Genomic DNA, 14,634 nt, shown 5'->3' on the forward strand with positions numbered 1-14,634 from the left:
CAGGGGTGGAATCCTATACCCTACCAGATGAAGAAGAACACCCCCCACATGCCGATCTGGGCGAAAGCGCCAGCCAGCCCCAGAAGCCAGGCCCCCAGGCGGCGGGCCAGGACGGCACCAGGCAGCGAGCGCCACATCAGCACCGCGCTCCAGACCAGGCCCAGGATCAGCAGCCCGGCGCGGGCGTCGGGAACCCAGGCCAGAAACACGCCCTCGGCGGTGAGTTGGGTCAGCGTCATGGCCGACAGGCCGATGATCAGCCCCACCGCCCCGGCGGGCACCAGCCCATAGCCCAGCCGCCACAACAGGCGGGGCTGGCCCAGGAGACGTGCGGCGGCGGCCAGTCCGGCCAGCCCGATTCCACCGAACAGCAGCGACGCGCCGCCCATATAGGCCAGGATGCAAAAGCCATCGAGCAAGGTGAACACTTCGCCGGTCTCGTCGGAATTGGTCAGCAGCCACCAGGGCAGGGTCTCGGTCATGGGAAAGGTGATGCCAGCCTCCACCAGCATGGCCGCCAGCCCCTGCTTGAGCGCGATGAACACCGGCGAGGCCGACCACTGGAAGGCTCCGCTGGCCACCCCCATCACCCCGAACAGCAGCAAGACGATGTCCCAGGGCGAGACTTCGCGGGCGGGCAGGGCGGCGATCTCGGCGCCGGGCAGGCGCGGCGCCAGCTCCACCGCGCCTCGGTGGCCGGAACAGCGGCCGCACATATGGCACGAGCCGCCGCCGGTCATGGCGCGCACATCCACCAAGGTGGCGCAGTTGACCGCATGGGCGCGCGGCGCCGTCTTCCAGGTCTCGGCATCGACCCGGAAATGGACGGGCGCCAGACGCGACAGCAGCGAGAATACGCCGCTGGCCGGGCAGAGATAGCGGCACCACACCCGCTTGCCCCGGCCATAGACCAAACCGATGCCCAGCGCCATCACGGTGGAGGCGCCAAGGATCAGCAAGGCCGCCTTGGGGTATTCATAGACGGTGATCATCTGGCCGTAGATTGTGGTGCAGACGAAGGCCACGAAGGGCCAGCCCTTCCAGCGCAGCCAGGCGGGAATGGCGCGGCCCAGGCCGTGGCGGCTGACCCATTCGGTCATGGTGCCTTCGGGACAGAACAGCCCGCACCAGGCCCGGCCCATTACCACCATGCTGACCATGACGAAGGGCCACCACACCCCCCAGAAAGCGAATTGGGCAAACAGCACCAGATCGTCCCAGATATGTTTGGAATCATCGGGGACCGGCAGAAAGGCCGGGGCGGTGACCAGGAAAAGATAGATGACCACCATCAGCCACTGTGCCGCCTGGATCGGCCGGGAATGGCGCGCCAGCCAGTGACCGGCGGAGGCGAGCGGATGAAAGCGCAAAAGCATGGCGGTCATGGCAAACCTCAAGGGACGCAACCATGCCCCACGAGGGCGGGGCATGGCTGTTATTAATATTGCAACGCAGAGTTATTCGCATCCATCAATATGTCAATTGCCCCCTCAGCCCCAAGGCATAGGCCACCTCGCCCGACGGATTTCCACCGGGATGGCGGATAAGTTGGAAATCGGGTGTGAGGTCGAAGCGGGGCATGACGCGATAGCGGTAGTATAGCTCGGCACTTTGCTCGAAGGCGGTCGCCTTGTAGCCCAGGTCGGGGGTGCCGTCATTGTCGTTGTCGAGTCTCGCCGATTTGTCGCGGTACGTCTTGGACACATGGTTGGCCACCAGACCGAGACCCAGTCCGTCGGCCCCACGTCCCCAGTACGAGCCGTTGACCTCGCCGCCCGCGCTGACACTCTGGTCAAAGCGGGTCTTGCCCTTCAACTGATAGCCGTAGCGGCCGAACAGGGTGACGTAATCATCCACCTTCTGGTCCAGGGACAGTCCGACACCGGCATGTCTGCCCCGCTTGTTGTCGAAGTCCGTCGCCCGGTCGTTGGTCCAGCCATAGACGCGGTACGTGCCTTCCAGTCCGTCGAAGAAGCGTTCGGTGGTCTCGGCCTGAACGATGCGGAAGGGGAATTCGTTGGAACCCTGAAACGACGCCCCGGTACCGGTTTCGAAGACGGCGGCCTGCACCTTCCACTTGTCGGCATCGCTGACATAGGCAAGACGCAAACCGGGCGAGAAGCCGAAGGGGTCGACTCCCACATCACCGCCCGCGTCCAGCAGCGCGTTATGGACCAGGGTGGAGTTCATGAAATAGATGGTCTCGTCATTGGCCACGGCGTTCTTGTCGAAGAAGCCGAAGGGATCCATCTTGCCCGCGGTGATCTCCATGTGATGCTTGGCCGTCTTCATGTCGCCGCCGAACGGCACGTCCAACTGGTACCAGGCTTCCACCAGACCGATGGCGGCGTCGGTATTGTCGGCGCCGGAACGCTGGAAGGCCGTCCCGTTGACCGAGGCCAAGGAGTTGCTGACATTGCTTAAGCCCCGGCCCTGGCCCATGCGCAGATGGGTGAAGATGGTGCCCCGGTTGTCGCCGACGGTGCCCGCGGGGATGGTCAGGGTGACGTCGCCGCGCCAGTTGAGCTGGCCGTCCTTTTCCTGCGACTGGCCGATCAGGTTCTGGCCGACCACGGTCATGCCCGCGCCCACCTTGATACCGCCCAGCACGTCGATGGTCTTGGAGCCCTTCTTGTAGGACAAGATATCGTTCTCGGCCGCCTTCAGGCGGGCGGCGATCTGAGGCTCGGTCTCGCTGATCGTGTCCTGGTCCATGGCCTTTTCCATGGCGGCGTTATGGTTTTCCAGCTTCTCGATGCGCTGCTCGATGGGGGCCTGGGCCGTCTTGGCGCGCTCGAGCTCTTCCACCCGGCTGGCCAGGCGGCGGATCTCGGCGAGAAGTTCGGCGGTGCCGGGCTCCTTGGGGGCGGCGGCGAGGACGGGGCTGGCGGCCAGCAAGCCGATGGCCGCCACCGAGATCACGGAACGGGCGCGCATCAGTAGCCGCCCTTCTTGCCCACTCCGGCGAAGACGAATTCGTAATTCAGCTTGAAGGCGGGGAACCAGGGACGCACGCCCGTGGCGCGGTCGGTGTGGCGGCCGTAATGCTTGCCCGACGCGTTCTCGGGGGCATTGGGCGGATAGATGGTGTAGGTGACCTTGTACTTGCCGGGTCCCTTCATCTTGACGTTGTCGCCGTAATGGGGGCCGTCATTGGCGACCATGGGCATCATCTCGCCCTTGATCACTTCGCCGGTATCGACCTTGACCAGTTCGTAGCCGACCAGCAGATAGGGAATCCACGATCCTTCGGGATAGCCGTTGGGATTGCCCTGCAACGCCTTGATATCGGCTTCAATATGGATGTCCGACTGCTCGGGCTGGGCCATCATGCCGTCCGGCTCCATGCGCACCGCCTGAAGATAGACGGCGCCGATTTCCATGCCGTAACGGCTTTCCGGGGCGCCGATGGGATATTCCACCGCCAGGGCGGGGCCGCAGGCGGCGGAGAATCCGGCCAGGAGGCCGAGGGTGGGAAGTAGGGTCTGGCGATTGATCATGGGGGCCTCTGAGGGGAGAATGGATGCAAATGCAAGTGACTCGCAATAGCAGTCCTAGCCATTTCGCACGCTCCTGTCAACAGCCACAATTTAATCACGGGTTCTCGCCCCCTGCCCCAGCCCGGTCTAAAAATCTGTAAAACAAGAATGAAAACAGTTAGTTATGGGATGTAACCATTATTCCCACAATCCCGGTCTGGACAAAGGGCTAGATCTTGCGTATGAGAATGATAAACGTTCTCATACTGAAAGGATCACCATGTCCGCCCTTCTCCGTCTGAGCCTTGCCGCCATCTTCCTTGCCCTGTGCAGTCCGCCCGCCAAGGCCGCCGAGGAGGTATTGGTCAAGTTGACCATCAAGGATCATCGCTTCACCCCCGATCGGCTGGAGATCCCGGCCAGGACCAAGGTGATCCTTCTGGTCAGGAACGAGGATGCCGAGGCCGAGGAATTCGAATGCGTGCCGCTGCGCCGCGAGAAGATCGTCTTTCCCGGCACCGAGATCAGAGTGGTCCTGGGCAAGGTCGAACCCGGCGAATACCCCTTTGTCGGCGAATACCACGAGGCCACGGCCAAGGGTGTGATCATCGCCCGGTAAACACCTTAATACGGATGAGCCATGGCATTTCGAGCGGCTGAGGGTGCTAAATAACCGCAGCTAGAATGTGGTCTTTCGACCCGTATCATGGAGGCGGCCATGAACAGTCTGTCCACGAATCTTTTGATCGCGGCCCTGCCCGGCAGCAGCTACTGGCTTCTCGGCCTTCTGCTTTTGTAGTCATCACCGTTCCGCCGTGCCAGAATCGTCTGGCACGGCGGGAGGAATGGCATGCGTGACGAGGTTGGCATTATCGCGGGATGGCAGCCAGGCGCCATCGGCGACATCGTGGCCATGCATTCACGATATTTCGCCCTTCACTGGAATTTCGGACCCTATTTCGAGGCCAAGCTGGCCTCGGAACTGGCGGGTTTCGTGCGCGACCGCCATCGCTTCGAAAGCCAGTTGTGGTGCGCCGTGGATTCCCGTGACCGCATGGTGGGCTCGGCGGCCATCGACGGCGCCAAGGGACTCCAGGCCGGGGCGCATCTGCGCTGGTTCATGGTCGATCCCAACCGCCAGGGCATGGGGGCGGGCTCGCGCCTGCTGGACGGTGCCCTGGCGTTTTGCCGCGAAAAGGGGTTCGCCTCGGTCCATCTGTGGACCTTCGCCGGGCTGCATGCGGCCCGGCGGCTCTACGAGGCCAGGGGCTTCGTGCTGACCCAGGAAATGACCGGCGAGACCTGGGGCAAGCCGGTGACCGAGCAATGCTTTCAGCTGCAGCTTGCCGGATCCCCTTGCGTCGGCGAAGGCTTGCCTCAATAGTGCCGCCATGAGTTTGTTTCGTTCCATCGCCACGGTCGGCGGCTTCACCATGGCTTCGCGCGTCACCGGCCTGATGCGCGAGATGATGATCGCCCATTTCCTGGGCGCGGGCGCCGTGGCCGACGCCTTCTTCGTGGCCTTCCGCTTTCCCAATCTGTTCCGCTCGCTGTTCGCCGAAGGCGCCTTCAATGCCGCCTTCGTGCCGCTGTTTACCGGCAAGATGACCGCCGAGGGGACCGAGGCGGCGCGGCGCTTCGCCGAGCAGGCCTTCGCCGTGCTGGGTCTGGCGCTCGCCCTGTTCGTGGCGGTGATGGAACTGGCCATGCCTTGGGCCATCTACGGCCTGGCGCCGGGCTTCGAGTCGGTGCCGGGCAAGATGGCCCTGGCCACCGAATTCTCGCGCATCTGCTTTCCCTATCTGCTGTTCATCTCCCTGGTCAGCCTGCAGGCCGGGGTGCTGAATTCGATGGGGCGTTTCGCGGCGGCCGCCGCCACGCCGGTCCTGCTCAACCTCACATCCATGGCCGGGCTATGGTTCCTGGTGCCCTATACCGAGACCGCCGGTCACGCCATGGCCTGGGGCACCTTCGCCGCCGGGGTGGTGCAGTTCACCTGGCTGGCCCGTTCGGCGCGGCGCGCCGGAATGGGGCTGGGTCTGGTGGCCCCCAAGCTTACGCCCGAGGTCAGGCTGCTGTTCAAGCGCATCGTGCCGGGCGCGGTGGGCGCCGGGGTCTATCAGGTCAATCTGGTGATCAACACCATGATCGCCTCGACCGTGGCCGACGGCGCGGTCAGCTATCTCAATTACGCCGACCGGGTGAACCAATTGCCGCTGGGTGTGGTGGGCATCGCCATCGGCACCGCCTTGCTGCCCACGCTTTCCCGACAGTTGAAGGCGGGCGAGGCCGATGCGGCGCGCACCAGCCAGAACCGCGCCATGGAGCTTGGTCTGGCGCTGACCCTGCCCGCCGCCGTCGCCCTGATGGTTATCGCCGCTCCGGTGATCCGGGTGCTGTTCGAGCGCGGTTCCTTCGGGCCTAACGAGACGGCGGCCACGGCGTCCGCCCTGGTGGCCTTCGCCATCGGCCTGCCCGCCTATGTGCTGGTCAAGGTTCTGGTCCCCGGCTTTTTTGCTCGCGAGGATACTGGCACGCCGGTCAAGGTGGCGGGCGTGGCAATGGTGCTGAACGTGGTCCTCAATCTGTCCCTGGCCAAGCCGTTGGGCCATGTGGGCATGGCGCTGGCCACCGCCATCGCCGCCTGGGCCAATGTGGCCATCTTAGCCGTGCTGCTGGCTCGGCGCGGCTATTTCACGATGGATGAGCGCCTGAAATCCAAGGCGCCCCGCATCCTTGCCGCCTGCGCCGTCATGGGTGGCGTGCTGTGGGGGGGCAAGCTGGCTCTGTGGCCCCTGGCCCAGGGGCAGTTGATGGCGGTGGGGATTCTGGCCGGACTGGTGGTCCTGGGAGCCATAGCCTTCCTGGCGGCGGCCCAGATGCTGGGCGCGCTCAGCCTGGGCGAGATCCGGGGCATGGTGCGGCGCAAGCGGGGGTGAACGGGGCTATCGCCCCGGCCCTTCATTATTTCCATCTATAAAATCAAAGGGGGTTCGGGGTCCGCCCCGAGCGGGCGCGGGCGGTAGCCCGCCATGCGGCTCATTCACCCCATCTCACGGGCGCGTTGGGCAAGGCCGGTGGCGACCGAGATGAACTCGCCGCCAGCACTCAGGCGATCCTCGCCGAAGCGGTTGGCGAAAATGGCGCGCACCGCTGGCACCAGGGACGAGCCGCCGGTGAGGAAGACCCGGTCCACCTGGGCCAGTGCGGTGCCGGTGCCGTCCAGCAAGCCATCGACGCAAGATTCGATGGCGCTCAGCTCCTTGCCGATCCAGCTTTCGAACTCGGCGCGGGTGACGCGGCGTTCCACCACGACGGGGTCGTGGTCGAAGCGCAGCACGGTTTCGTCCGCAGAGGACAGGTCGCGCTTGGCCTGTTCCACCGCGCGATAGAGGTGGTAGCCGAGATTGTGCTCGATCAGCGCCAGCAGCTGCTCCACCTGATCGGGGTGCTCCACCTGGCGCAGCAGATCGCGCAGCAGGCGCATGGTCGAGGGCGTGTTGAGGAAGGCGACGTGGTGCCAGCGTTCCAGCTTGGCATAGACCCAGGCGGGCATGGGCAGGACCTTGCCGTCGCTGACATAGGTGGTGTACTTGCCAAAATGCCCGGACAGGCCGTGCTCGACAATGCGGCGGTCGAAGGCGTCGCCCGCGATGCCCACACCGGCGGTGCCGATGATGGCGTCTTCGGGCCGGGCCAGTCCGGCGCGTCCCGGCCCCAGGCGGATCAGGCAGAAATCACTGGTGCCGCCGCCGAAATCGGCCACCAGCACGGTCTGGTCGCGGGTGAGCGTGCTTTCATAATAATAGGCGGCGGCGATGGGTTCGTATTCGAACACCACATCGGTGATTCCGGCCTTGGCGAAGGCCTCGACCAGACGCCCGGTGGCATAGGCATCCTCTTCCTCGCCGCCCTCGGCGACGAAGCGCACCGGGCGGCCCGCCACCACCCGCTCGACCTTGGCGCCCGCCGCCTCTGCGGTGCGGCGCAATTGGGCGATGATGAGGGCCACCAGTTCTTCCAGGGAGTAGGGCGCCCCATAGATGGCGGTGCTGGTAAACGAGCGGCTGGTCAGATAGGACTTGAAGGATTGCAGGAAGCGGCAGTCCCCGTCACCGTGCAGATAGGCCTCGATGGCCTCGTGACCGGCCAGGGGCAGGATGCGCCGCTGGGCGTCGCGCCGGGCGTTCTCGAAGGCCAGGACCGAGCGCAGCGTCGAAGCTGCGCCGGTGGCGGCGGCGAAGTTCAGCACCTCCACGCTTCCATCGGCGCCAGCCAGGGCGACGGCGCTGTTGGTGGTGCCGAAATCCATTCCGACGAACATGGGGAGGTCCTGTGTGCCATGGGCCCGAGGGGGCGCAAGTCATAAGGTTGGCGGCGCGAAAATTCCAGCCTAATCCGCATGACGAGCCGTGCCGCGGCGGGTGGCAGGACGCCAGATGAAGCAGGAATACCTGTGAAGCAACGGCGGCCGGACACGGAAAATTTCCGAGAAGGGCTTGCCCATGATGGGCGGAGACGGCATGAAGGAGCGGCATCTGCCGATCAACAATCCCGACTCGAAAAGGGCCTGCCGCCATGATCTTGAAAGATTCCTCCCTGCTCAAGTCGCGGGCCTTCGTGAACGGCGCCTGGACGGATGCCGATAACGGCGCCACCTTCGACGTCCTCAACCCCGCCACCGGCGAAATCCTTGCCTCGGTTCCCGATATGGGCGCCGCCGAGGCGCGGCGCGCCATCGAGGCGGCCAATGCCGCCTGGCCCGCCTGGAAGGCCAAGACCGGCAAGGAACGGGGCGCCATCTTGCGCAACTGGTTCAACCTGATCATGGCCCATCAGGAGGATCTGGCAGTCCTCTTGACCGCCGAGCAGGGCAAGCCCCTGGCCGAGGCCCGCGGCGAGATCGCCTATGGCGCCAGCTTCATCGAATGGTTCGCGGAAGAGGCCAAGCGGGTCTATGGCGACACCATTCCCGGCCATGCCCCCGACAAGCGCATCGTGGTGGTCAAGGAGCCCATCGGCGTGGTGGCGGCGATAACGCCCTGGAATTTCCCCAATGCCATGATTACCCGCAAATGCGCCCCCGCCCTGGCGGTGGGCTGCCCGGTGGTGGTCAAGCCTGCCGAGGACACGCCGCTCTCCGCCCTGGCCCTGGCCGAACTGGCCGTCCGCGCCGGTATTCCGGCGGGCATCTTCAACATCGTCACGGCGCGTCACGGCGCGTTGGTGGGCGGCGAGTTGAGCGGCAATCCGCTGGTGCGCAAGCTGTCCTTCACCGGCTCCACCCAGGTGGGCAAGCTGCTGATGAGCCAGTGCGCCGCCACGGTGAAGAAGGTCAGCCTGGAACTGGGCGGCAACGCGCCCTTCATCGTCTTTGACGACGCCGATCTGGATGCCGCCGTGGCGGGCGCCATGGCGTCCAAATACCGCAATGCCGGTCAGACCTGTGTCTGCGCCAACCGGATGCTGGTCCAAGACGGCGTCTATGACGAGTTCGCCCGCCGTTTGGCCAAGGCGGTGTCGCAGCTGAAAGTCGGCGACGGCCTGGCCAGTGACGCCAATCAGGGCCCCTTGATCAATGCCAAGGCGGTGGAGAAGGTCGAGCGCATGCTGGCCGACGCCGTGTCCAAGGGGGCCACCATCGTCTGCGGCGGCAAGCGTCACGCGCTCGGCCGCACCTTCTTCGAGCCCACCATCGTCACCAATGTCACGTCCACTATGTCCATGGCGCGCGAAGAGATTTTCGGCCCCGTGGCGCCGCTGTTCCGCTTCAAGACCGAAGCCGAGGCCATCGCCATGGCCAATGACACGGAATTCGGACTGGCCGCCTATTTCTATGCTGGCAATATCGCCCGCGTCTGGCGGGTGGCGGAGAAGCTGGAATACGGTATGGTCGGCATCAATGACGGCATCATCTCCACCGAAGTGGCGCCCTTCGGCGGCGTCAAGGAATCCGGCATCGGCCGCGAAGGCAGCAAATATGGAATCGAGGATTTCCTCGAGATCAAATATCTCTGCCTGGGCGGCATCAAGGAGGCGGCGCAGTGAGCAAACCCCGCCTGTCCAAGGCCGAACCGATCGGTTCTCATCAGTCCATTGCATAGAGGAAACACCATGGCCGGTCCCTTGTCCCATCTTCGCGTCCTCGATCTCAGCCGGGTTCTGGCCGGTCCGTGGTCCGGTCAATTGCTGGCCGATCTGGGCGCCGAGGTCATCAAGGTGGAGCGCCCCGGCGAGGGCGACGACACGCGGGGCTGGGGGCCGCCCTTCCTCAAGGACAAGGACGGCAAGGACACCGCCGAGAGCGCCTATTACCTCTCCACCAACCGGGGCAAGCGCTCTGTCACCATCGACTTCACCCAGCCCGAGGGCCAGGAACTGGTGCGCCGTCTGGCCGCCAAGTCCGACATCGTGCTGGAGAATTTCAAGTTGGGTGGCCTGGCCAAATACGGCCTGGACTATGCCGGGCTGAAGGCGGTCAAGCCCGACATCATCTATTGCTCCATCACCGGCTTTGGCCAGGACGGCCCCTATGCCCAGCGGGCGGGATACGACTTCCTGATCCAGGGCATGGGTGGGCTGATGAGCCTGACCGGAGAGCCCGGCGGCCAGCCCATGAAGGTGGGCGTGGCGCTCACCGATATCTTCACCGGCATGTATGCTTCGACGGCGGTGCTGGCCGCCCTGGCCCATCGCGACCGCACCGGCGTGGGGCAGCATATCGATCTGTCCCTGCTGGACGTGCAGGTGGCGGTTCTGGCCAATCAGGCGACCAATTATCTGGTGGGAGGCAAGGTGCCCAACCGGTTGGGCAATGCCCATCCCAACATCGTGCCCTATCAGGCCTTCGCCACCAAAGACGGGCATATCATTCTGGCGGTGGGCAATGACGGCCAGTTCCGCCGTTTCACCCAGGTGGCGGGACGGCCCGAACTGGGGACCGATCCCCTCTTTGCGGCCAATGTGGACCGGGTGCGCAACCGCGCCCAACTGGTTCCCATTCTGGAAGAACTGATCGCCCAGCGCCCCAGCGCCCGTTGGATCGATGAGCTGGAGCAGGCGGGCGTGCCCTGCGGGCCCATCAACACCCTGGATCAGGTCTTCGCCGATCCCCAGGTCCGCCATCGCGGCATGGCGGTCAATATGGCGCATCCCCAGGCGGGCGAGGTCACCTTGGTGGCCAATCCCATCAAGATGTCCGAAACCCCGGTGGCCTATGACCGGGCGCCGCCCAGTCTGGGAGCGGACAGCTCCGAAGTGCTGACCACGTTGCTGGGTCTCGACACCGATGAACTGGGGCGGTTGGGCGCCAAGGGCATCATCTGAGCCGCCCCAATCCTCGGAAAACGACTCAGGGCCGCTTTCTTTGAAGAAAGCGGCCCTGAGCCGGTTCGTTCCCTTCGAGACGAGGGACGTTCAAAAAGACACTCAGCCGTCCACCCGGACGATCACCTCGACCCGGCTGATGTTCAGCCCCTCGGGCGCATTGGGCACCTTGGAGACGGCGATCAGATCGGCGGGGATGTCGCACAGCTTGCCGCTCTTCTCATAGAAGAAGTGGTGGTGGTCGCTGGTATTGGTGTCGAAATAGGACCGGCCGGCATCCACCACGATCTCGCGCAGCAGGCCCGCATCGGTGAACTGGTGCAGCGTGTTGTAGACCGTGGCCAGGGAGACCCGGATGCTGGTCGACAGCGCCTCGGTGTGCAGTTGCTCGGCCGAGATGTGACGGTCGCAGCCATCGAACAGCAGGCGGGCCAGGGCCAGGCGCTGGCGGGTGGGGCGAAGGCCCACGGCGCGAAGCCGGTCCAAGGCGTGGCTGTAGGGGCGAACGGTGATCGTGGTCATGGTGGCAGCCGCCATTTCGGGGTGTGAGAGGGTCAAATTGATCCAGCGCAACGCTAACATGGAGTCGTTCGAAAAACAAAGTCCTTAACACCACATTTTATGGGAGTTAGGGCTTTGGTATTAAGGACTTAGCCATAAGATCCATATCCCATACATGGTTATGCCCATTACAGGTTTCCATAGCTCATCTTGAGCGGGGGCATATATCGCTCAAATCTGTTCGACGGCTTCCCAGGGAAAGATCAGCCAGGTCTCCTGCTCCACGTCTTCCACATGGGTATGAACCATGGGCCGCCCCGAGGGCTTGGCGTAGAGAGTGGCGTAATGGCCGCCGGGCAGCATGTCGCGCACCACCTGGGCGGTGCGCCCGGTATCGACCAGATCATCGACCACCAGCCAGCCCGCCCCGTCGCCGGAAATGCGCTTCAGGACTTCCAGGTCGTGGCGGGTGCTTTCGTCGTAACCGGCGATGCACACGGTGTCCACTTTGCGGATGTTCAGTTCGATGGCCAGGATGGCGGCGGGGACCAGCCCGCCCCGGGCGATGGCGATGATGCCGTCGAAGGGGCCTTTGCCTTGAAGGCGCCGGGCCAGTTGCCGCGTGACGGCATGAATTTCGTCCCAGGACAGGGAACGGGTGTGGGAAAAGGCGGGATCGAGGGTCATCGGGCATTGATCGCGTGGTGAGTGGTGTCGCCACTCTGGACGGCGGGCGGCATTTTCGCAACAATCGCCCAGCCACCTTTAGGATCAGCCGCCCGATGCTCAATTCTCCCATGGCCCGCCGGGGCATGGTCACCTCGCCCCACCACCTCGCCTCCCAGGCGGGGCTCGCGGTCCTGCGCGAGGGCGGCACCGCCATCGAGGCGGCCATTGCCACCGCCGCCATGCTCGGCGTGGTCTATCCCCATATGACCGGATTGGGCGGCGACGCTTTCTGGCTGATCGCCGAGCCGGGCAAGCCGCCCGTTTCCATCGACGGGTCGGGCGCCGCCGGGGCCAAGGTGGATTTGGAGCTTTATCGCAAGGCGGGCCACAAACGCATCCCGACGCGCGGCCCCCTTGCCGCCAATACGGTGGCGGGCGCCGTGTCCAGCTGGCAACTGGCGCTGGACGTATCGGGCCATTGGGGGGGGCGTCTGCCGCTGCGCCGTCTGTTCGAGGATGCGGTTTTCGCGGCGCGCGAAGGTTTTGCCGTGACAGGGCACCAGGCCGCCGCCACTTTGCGCGGGTTGAACGATCTGAAGCGTGAGCCGGGCTTTGCCGAGACCTTTCTGGCCAAGCGCAAGGCGCCTGTTCCCGGCGCGATGCTGCGCCTGCCCGCCCTGGCCGATACGCTGGAGCGTCTTGCCAATGCCGGGCTGGACGATTTCTATCGCGGCGAGGTGGCCCGCGCCGTGGCCGCCGGACTGCAGGCGGCGGGTTCGCCCCTGCGCGCCGAGGACATGGCGCGCCATCGCGGCATGCGCCGCCGGCCCTTATCCCTCAACCTGCCTTGCGGGCATCTGTTCAACACCGCGCCGCCCACCCAGGGGCTGGCCTCGCTGATCCTGCTGGGGCTGTATCAGCGCCTTGAGGTCGCCGAGGCCGACGGTTTCGATCATATCCACGGTCTGGTGGAGGCCGCCAAGCTGGCCTATCGCATCCGCGATGCCCATGTTACCGATCCGGCGCGCATGTCCATTCACGCCACCACCTATCTGTCGGACGGCATTCTCGACCGCATGGCCTGGGAGATCGACAAGGCCAAGGCCAGTCCGCTACCCGGTGCGGGCGCCGAGGGCGATACGGTCTGGCTGGGGGTGATCGACGGCCAGGGCCGCGCCGTCAGCTTCATCCAGAGCCTGTTTCACGCCTTCGGCTCCGGCGTGGTCCTGCCCGAGGTGGGGCTGGTCTGGCAGAACCGGGGCTGTTCCTTCAGCCTGGACCCGGAGCACCGCAACGCGCTCGAGCCCCGGCGGCGGCCCTTCCACACCCTGTCGCCTGGTCTGGCGCGCCTCAAGGATGGCCGCACCATGGTCTACGGGACCATGGGCGGCGACGCCCAGCCCCTGGTCCAGGCGGAAGTCTTTACCCGTGTGGCGCTCTACGGCCAGGGGTTGCAACAGGCGGTCTCGGCGCCGCGCTGGTGTCTGGCCCGCGCCCTGGACGGTTCTGCCGCTCCTGCCGGGATTCAAGTGGAAAGCCGCGTCGATCCCCAGGTGATCCGCCGCCTTGAAGAGGTGGGTCACTCTGTCCAAATGGTGGGAGACTGGAATTCGCTGCTGGGCCATGCTGGCGCGGTGCTGCGCCGCGCCGACGGCCTGCTGGAAGGAGCCGCCGATCCCCGCGCCGATGGCGTGGTGGCGGCATTTTGACGAGAGGATCAGGATCAGATGGGTACCATTGTGCTGAAACACGTTCCCGAGGACCGCATCAACGGGCGCGAGGTCATGGATACGGGTGTCCTCATGATGGGGTTGGGGGGAGACAATGTTCACTGCGGCGTCTGTGGCCGTGAGATGATGCACGAGGTTCCCATCCGGACCATGAAGGTCAATCTGGTCTACCGTTGTGCCGGTTGCGATTCGCTCAACGAGTTGCCGCCGGACGCTTAAGGAGATTACCCATGAAGCTCTATTACAAGGCGGGCGCCTGCTCGCTGGCGTCGCACATCGCCTTGGAAGAGGCCGGTATCCCCTATGCGGTGGAGGCCGTCGATCTGGTGGCCAAGAAGACCGAATCGGGCAGCGATTTCCTGGCCATCAATCCCAAGGGCTATATCCCCGCCCTGGTCATTGATGACGGCGTGGTGCTGACCGAGGGTGTGGCCATTTTGCTGCGCATCGCCGCCATGGCGCCGGAAAAGGGCCTGGCTCCGGCGGTGGGCACCCAGGATTACATGAAGCTGGTGGAATGGCTGGTGTTCATCGCCACCGAACTGCACAAGCCCGCCGGCACCCAGTTCAATCCGGCCATGCCCGAGGACGGCAAGGCCGTGCTGAAGACCATCCTGGGCCGCCGTCTCGACTATCTCGACAAGGCTCTGGGCAAGGGGCCATTCCTGATGGGCGAGCGCATCACCGTGGCGGATTTCTACCTGTTCACGGTGTTCTCGTGGCTGCCGCGCCTGAAAATCGACACGGCGGCCTGGCCCCATGTGGCGGCTTTGTGCGAGCGTATCAGAACCCGTCCCGCCACCCAGGCGGTGCTGAAGGCCGAGGGGTTGGCGTAGGATTGAAATTTCCGGCTTTGGCGGAAATCAATCTTTCGTCTTGGCACCCTCGGGTTTGATTCCTGAGTCCGTGAATGGCCGGGCAATGCCCGG

The 14,634-nt window shown here is 64.8% G+C and carries 14 protein-coding genes; 8 read left to right on the forward strand and 6 right to left on the reverse strand.

All coding sequences use genetic code 11. The features are described 5' to 3' along the window. Window positions 1-20: 20 nt before the first annotated feature. The 3 genes from CCC_RS17450 to CCC_RS17460 form a co-directional block, all read right to left on the reverse strand. On the reverse strand, window positions 21-1,385 hold the full coding sequence (locus tag CCC_RS17450; protein WP_009869962.1) for a 4Fe-4S binding protein: 1,365 nt from the start codon (window positions 1,383-1,385) through the stop codon (window positions 21-23). Window positions 1,386-1,470: 85 nt separating this feature from the next. Further along, the gene (locus CCC_RS17455) at window positions 1,471-2,937 is read right to left on the reverse strand and encodes a carbohydrate porin (RefSeq protein WP_041042204.1); all 1,467 of its coding nucleotides are present in this window, start codon (window positions 2,935-2,937) and stop codon (window positions 1,471-1,473) included. Then, entirely contained in the window at window positions 2,937-3,500 is a 564-nt protein-coding gene (locus tag CCC_RS17460) for an iron transporter (protein WP_041042206.1), read from the reverse strand. The genes CCC_RS17455 and CCC_RS17460 overlap by 1 nt, the downstream gene beginning before the upstream one ends. Before the next feature lie 259 nt (window positions 3,501-3,759). Here CCC_RS17460 and CCC_RS17465 point away from each other — a divergent pair, with 259 nt between their 5' ends. The 3 genes from CCC_RS17465 (at window position 3,760) to murJ (ending at window position 6,418) form a co-directional block, all read left to right on the forward strand. After that, window positions 3,760-4,098, forward strand: a complete 339-nt coding sequence (locus tag CCC_RS17465) for a cupredoxin domain-containing protein (RefSeq protein WP_009869212.1) — start codon at window positions 3,760-3,762, stop codon at window positions 4,096-4,098. Between the two features lie 231 nt (window positions 4,099-4,329). Beyond that, window positions 4,330-4,863 (forward strand): GNAT family N-acetyltransferase, encoded by a 534-nt coding sequence (locus CCC_RS17470; RefSeq protein WP_009869211.1) that lies wholly within the window; start codon window positions 4,330-4,332, stop codon window positions 4,861-4,863. A 7-nt stretch (window positions 4,864-4,870) separates the two neighbouring features. Next, window positions 4,871-6,418 (forward strand): murein biosynthesis integral membrane protein MurJ, encoded by a 1,548-nt coding sequence (murJ, locus tag CCC_RS17475; RefSeq protein ID WP_009869210.1) that lies wholly within the window; start codon window positions 4,871-4,873, stop codon window positions 6,416-6,418. Window positions 6,419-6,522: 104 nt separating this feature from the next. Here the strand turns inward: murJ and CCC_RS17480 are convergent, their stop codons facing one another. Continuing rightward, window positions 6,523-7,803 (reverse strand): Hsp70 family protein, encoded by a 1,281-nt coding sequence (locus CCC_RS17480; RefSeq protein WP_009869209.1) that lies wholly within the window; start codon window positions 7,801-7,803, stop codon window positions 6,523-6,525. 254 nt (window positions 7,804-8,057) lie between these two features. On the opposite strand from CCC_RS17480, the gene CCC_RS17485 reads away from it, so the two are divergent. Both CCC_RS17485 and CCC_RS17490 read left to right on the forward strand, forming a co-directional pair. Next, window positions 8,058-9,527, forward strand: a complete 1,470-nt coding sequence (locus CCC_RS17485; RefSeq protein ID WP_009869208.1) for an NAD-dependent succinate-semialdehyde dehydrogenase — start codon at window positions 8,058-8,060, stop codon at window positions 9,525-9,527. A 66-nt stretch (window positions 9,528-9,593) separates the two neighbouring features. Further along, the gene (locus CCC_RS17490) at window positions 9,594-10,805 is read left to right on the forward strand and encodes a CaiB/BaiF CoA transferase family protein (protein ID WP_009869207.1); all 1,212 of its coding nucleotides are present in this window, start codon (window positions 9,594-9,596) and stop codon (window positions 10,803-10,805) included. Between the two features lie 102 nt (window positions 10,806-10,907). On the opposite strand, the gene irrA is transcribed toward CCC_RS17490, so the two are convergent. Both irrA and gpt read right to left on the reverse strand, forming a co-directional pair. Continuing rightward, window positions 10,908-11,327 (reverse strand): iron response transcriptional regulator IrrA, encoded by a 420-nt coding sequence (gene irrA, locus CCC_RS17495; RefSeq protein WP_041042580.1) that lies wholly within the window; start codon window positions 11,325-11,327, stop codon window positions 10,908-10,910. Between the two features lie 210 nt (window positions 11,328-11,537). Beyond that, window positions 11,538-11,993, reverse strand: coding sequence for a xanthine phosphoribosyltransferase (gene gpt, locus CCC_RS17500; protein WP_041042208.1), 456 nt, complete (start codon window positions 11,991-11,993; stop codon window positions 11,538-11,540). A gap of 95 nt (window positions 11,994-12,088) precedes the next feature. Here gpt and CCC_RS17505 point away from each other — a divergent pair, with 95 nt between their 5' ends. The 3 genes from CCC_RS17505 to gstA are packed head-to-tail and all read left to right on the forward strand — an operon-like array spanning window position 12,089 to window position 14,541. Further along, entirely contained in the window at window positions 12,089-13,684 is a 1,596-nt protein-coding gene (locus CCC_RS17505) for a gamma-glutamyltransferase family protein (protein ID WP_009869204.1), read from the forward strand. An 18-nt stretch (window positions 13,685-13,702) separates the two neighbouring features. Next, on the forward strand, window positions 13,703-13,924 hold the full coding sequence (locus CCC_RS17510) for a hypothetical protein (protein WP_009869203.1): 222 nt from the start codon (window positions 13,703-13,705) through the stop codon (window positions 13,922-13,924). Window positions 13,925-13,935: 11 nt separating this feature from the next. Further along, complete coding sequence (gene gstA, locus CCC_RS17515; protein ID WP_009869202.1) at window positions 13,936-14,541, forward strand: glutathione transferase GstA; 606 nt, start codon at window positions 13,936-13,938, stop codon at window positions 14,539-14,541. The last annotated feature ends 93 nt before the right edge of the window (window positions 14,542-14,634 follow it).

This window comes from Paramagnetospirillum magnetotacticum MS-1 (genome assembly GCF_000829825.1).
Classification (GTDB): domain Bacteria; phylum Pseudomonadota; class Alphaproteobacteria; order Rhodospirillales; family Magnetospirillaceae; genus Phaeospirillum; species Phaeospirillum magnetotacticum.

Bases quoted from the DNA above. Each gene is read 5' to 3' on its own strand.
- CCC_RS17450 (WP_009869962.1), bottom strand. From the start codon at position 1,385: ATGACCGCCATGCTTTTGCGCTTTCATCCGCTCGCCTCCGCCGGTCAC.
- CCC_RS17455 (WP_041042204.1), bottom strand. From the start codon at position 2,937: ATGCGCGCCCGTTCCGTGATCTCGGTGGCGGCCATCGGCTTGCTGGCC.
- murJ (WP_009869210.1), top strand. From the start codon at position 4,871: ATGAGTTTGTTTCGTTCCATCGCCACGGTCGGCGGCTTCACCATGGCT.
- CCC_RS17480 (WP_009869209.1), bottom strand. From the start codon at position 7,803: ATGTTCGTCGGAATGGATTTCGGCACCACCAACAGCGCCGTCGCCCTG.
- CCC_RS17470 (WP_009869211.1), top strand. From the start codon at position 4,330: ATGCGTGACGAGGTTGGCATTATCGCGGGATGGCAGCCAGGCGCCATC.
- CCC_RS17490 (WP_009869207.1), top strand. From the start codon at position 9,594: ATGGCCGGTCCCTTGTCCCATCTTCGCGTCCTCGATCTCAGCCGGGTT.
- CCC_RS17510 (WP_009869203.1), top strand. From the start codon at position 13,703: ATGGGTACCATTGTGCTGAAACACGTTCCCGAGGACCGCATCAACGGG.
- CCC_RS17505 (WP_009869204.1), top strand. From the start codon at position 12,089: ATGCTCAATTCTCCCATGGCCCGCCGGGGCATGGTCACCTCGCCCCAC.
- gstA (WP_009869202.1), top strand. From the start codon at position 13,936: ATGAAGCTCTATTACAAGGCGGGCGCCTGCTCGCTGGCGTCGCACATC.
- CCC_RS17485 (WP_009869208.1), top strand. From the start codon at position 8,058: ATGATCTTGAAAGATTCCTCCCTGCTCAAGTCGCGGGCCTTCGTGAAC.
- CCC_RS17465 (WP_009869212.1), top strand. From the start codon at position 3,760: ATGTCCGCCCTTCTCCGTCTGAGCCTTGCCGCCATCTTCCTTGCCCTG.
- gpt (WP_041042208.1), bottom strand. From the start codon at position 11,993: ATGACCCTCGATCCCGCCTTTTCCCACACCCGTTCCCTGTCCTGGGAC.
- irrA (WP_041042580.1), bottom strand. From the start codon at position 11,327: ATGACCACGATCACCGTTCGCCCCTACAGCCACGCCTTGGACCGGCTT.
- CCC_RS17460 (WP_041042206.1), bottom strand. From the start codon at position 3,500: ATGATCAATCGCCAGACCCTACTTCCCACCCTCGGCCTCCTGGCCGGA.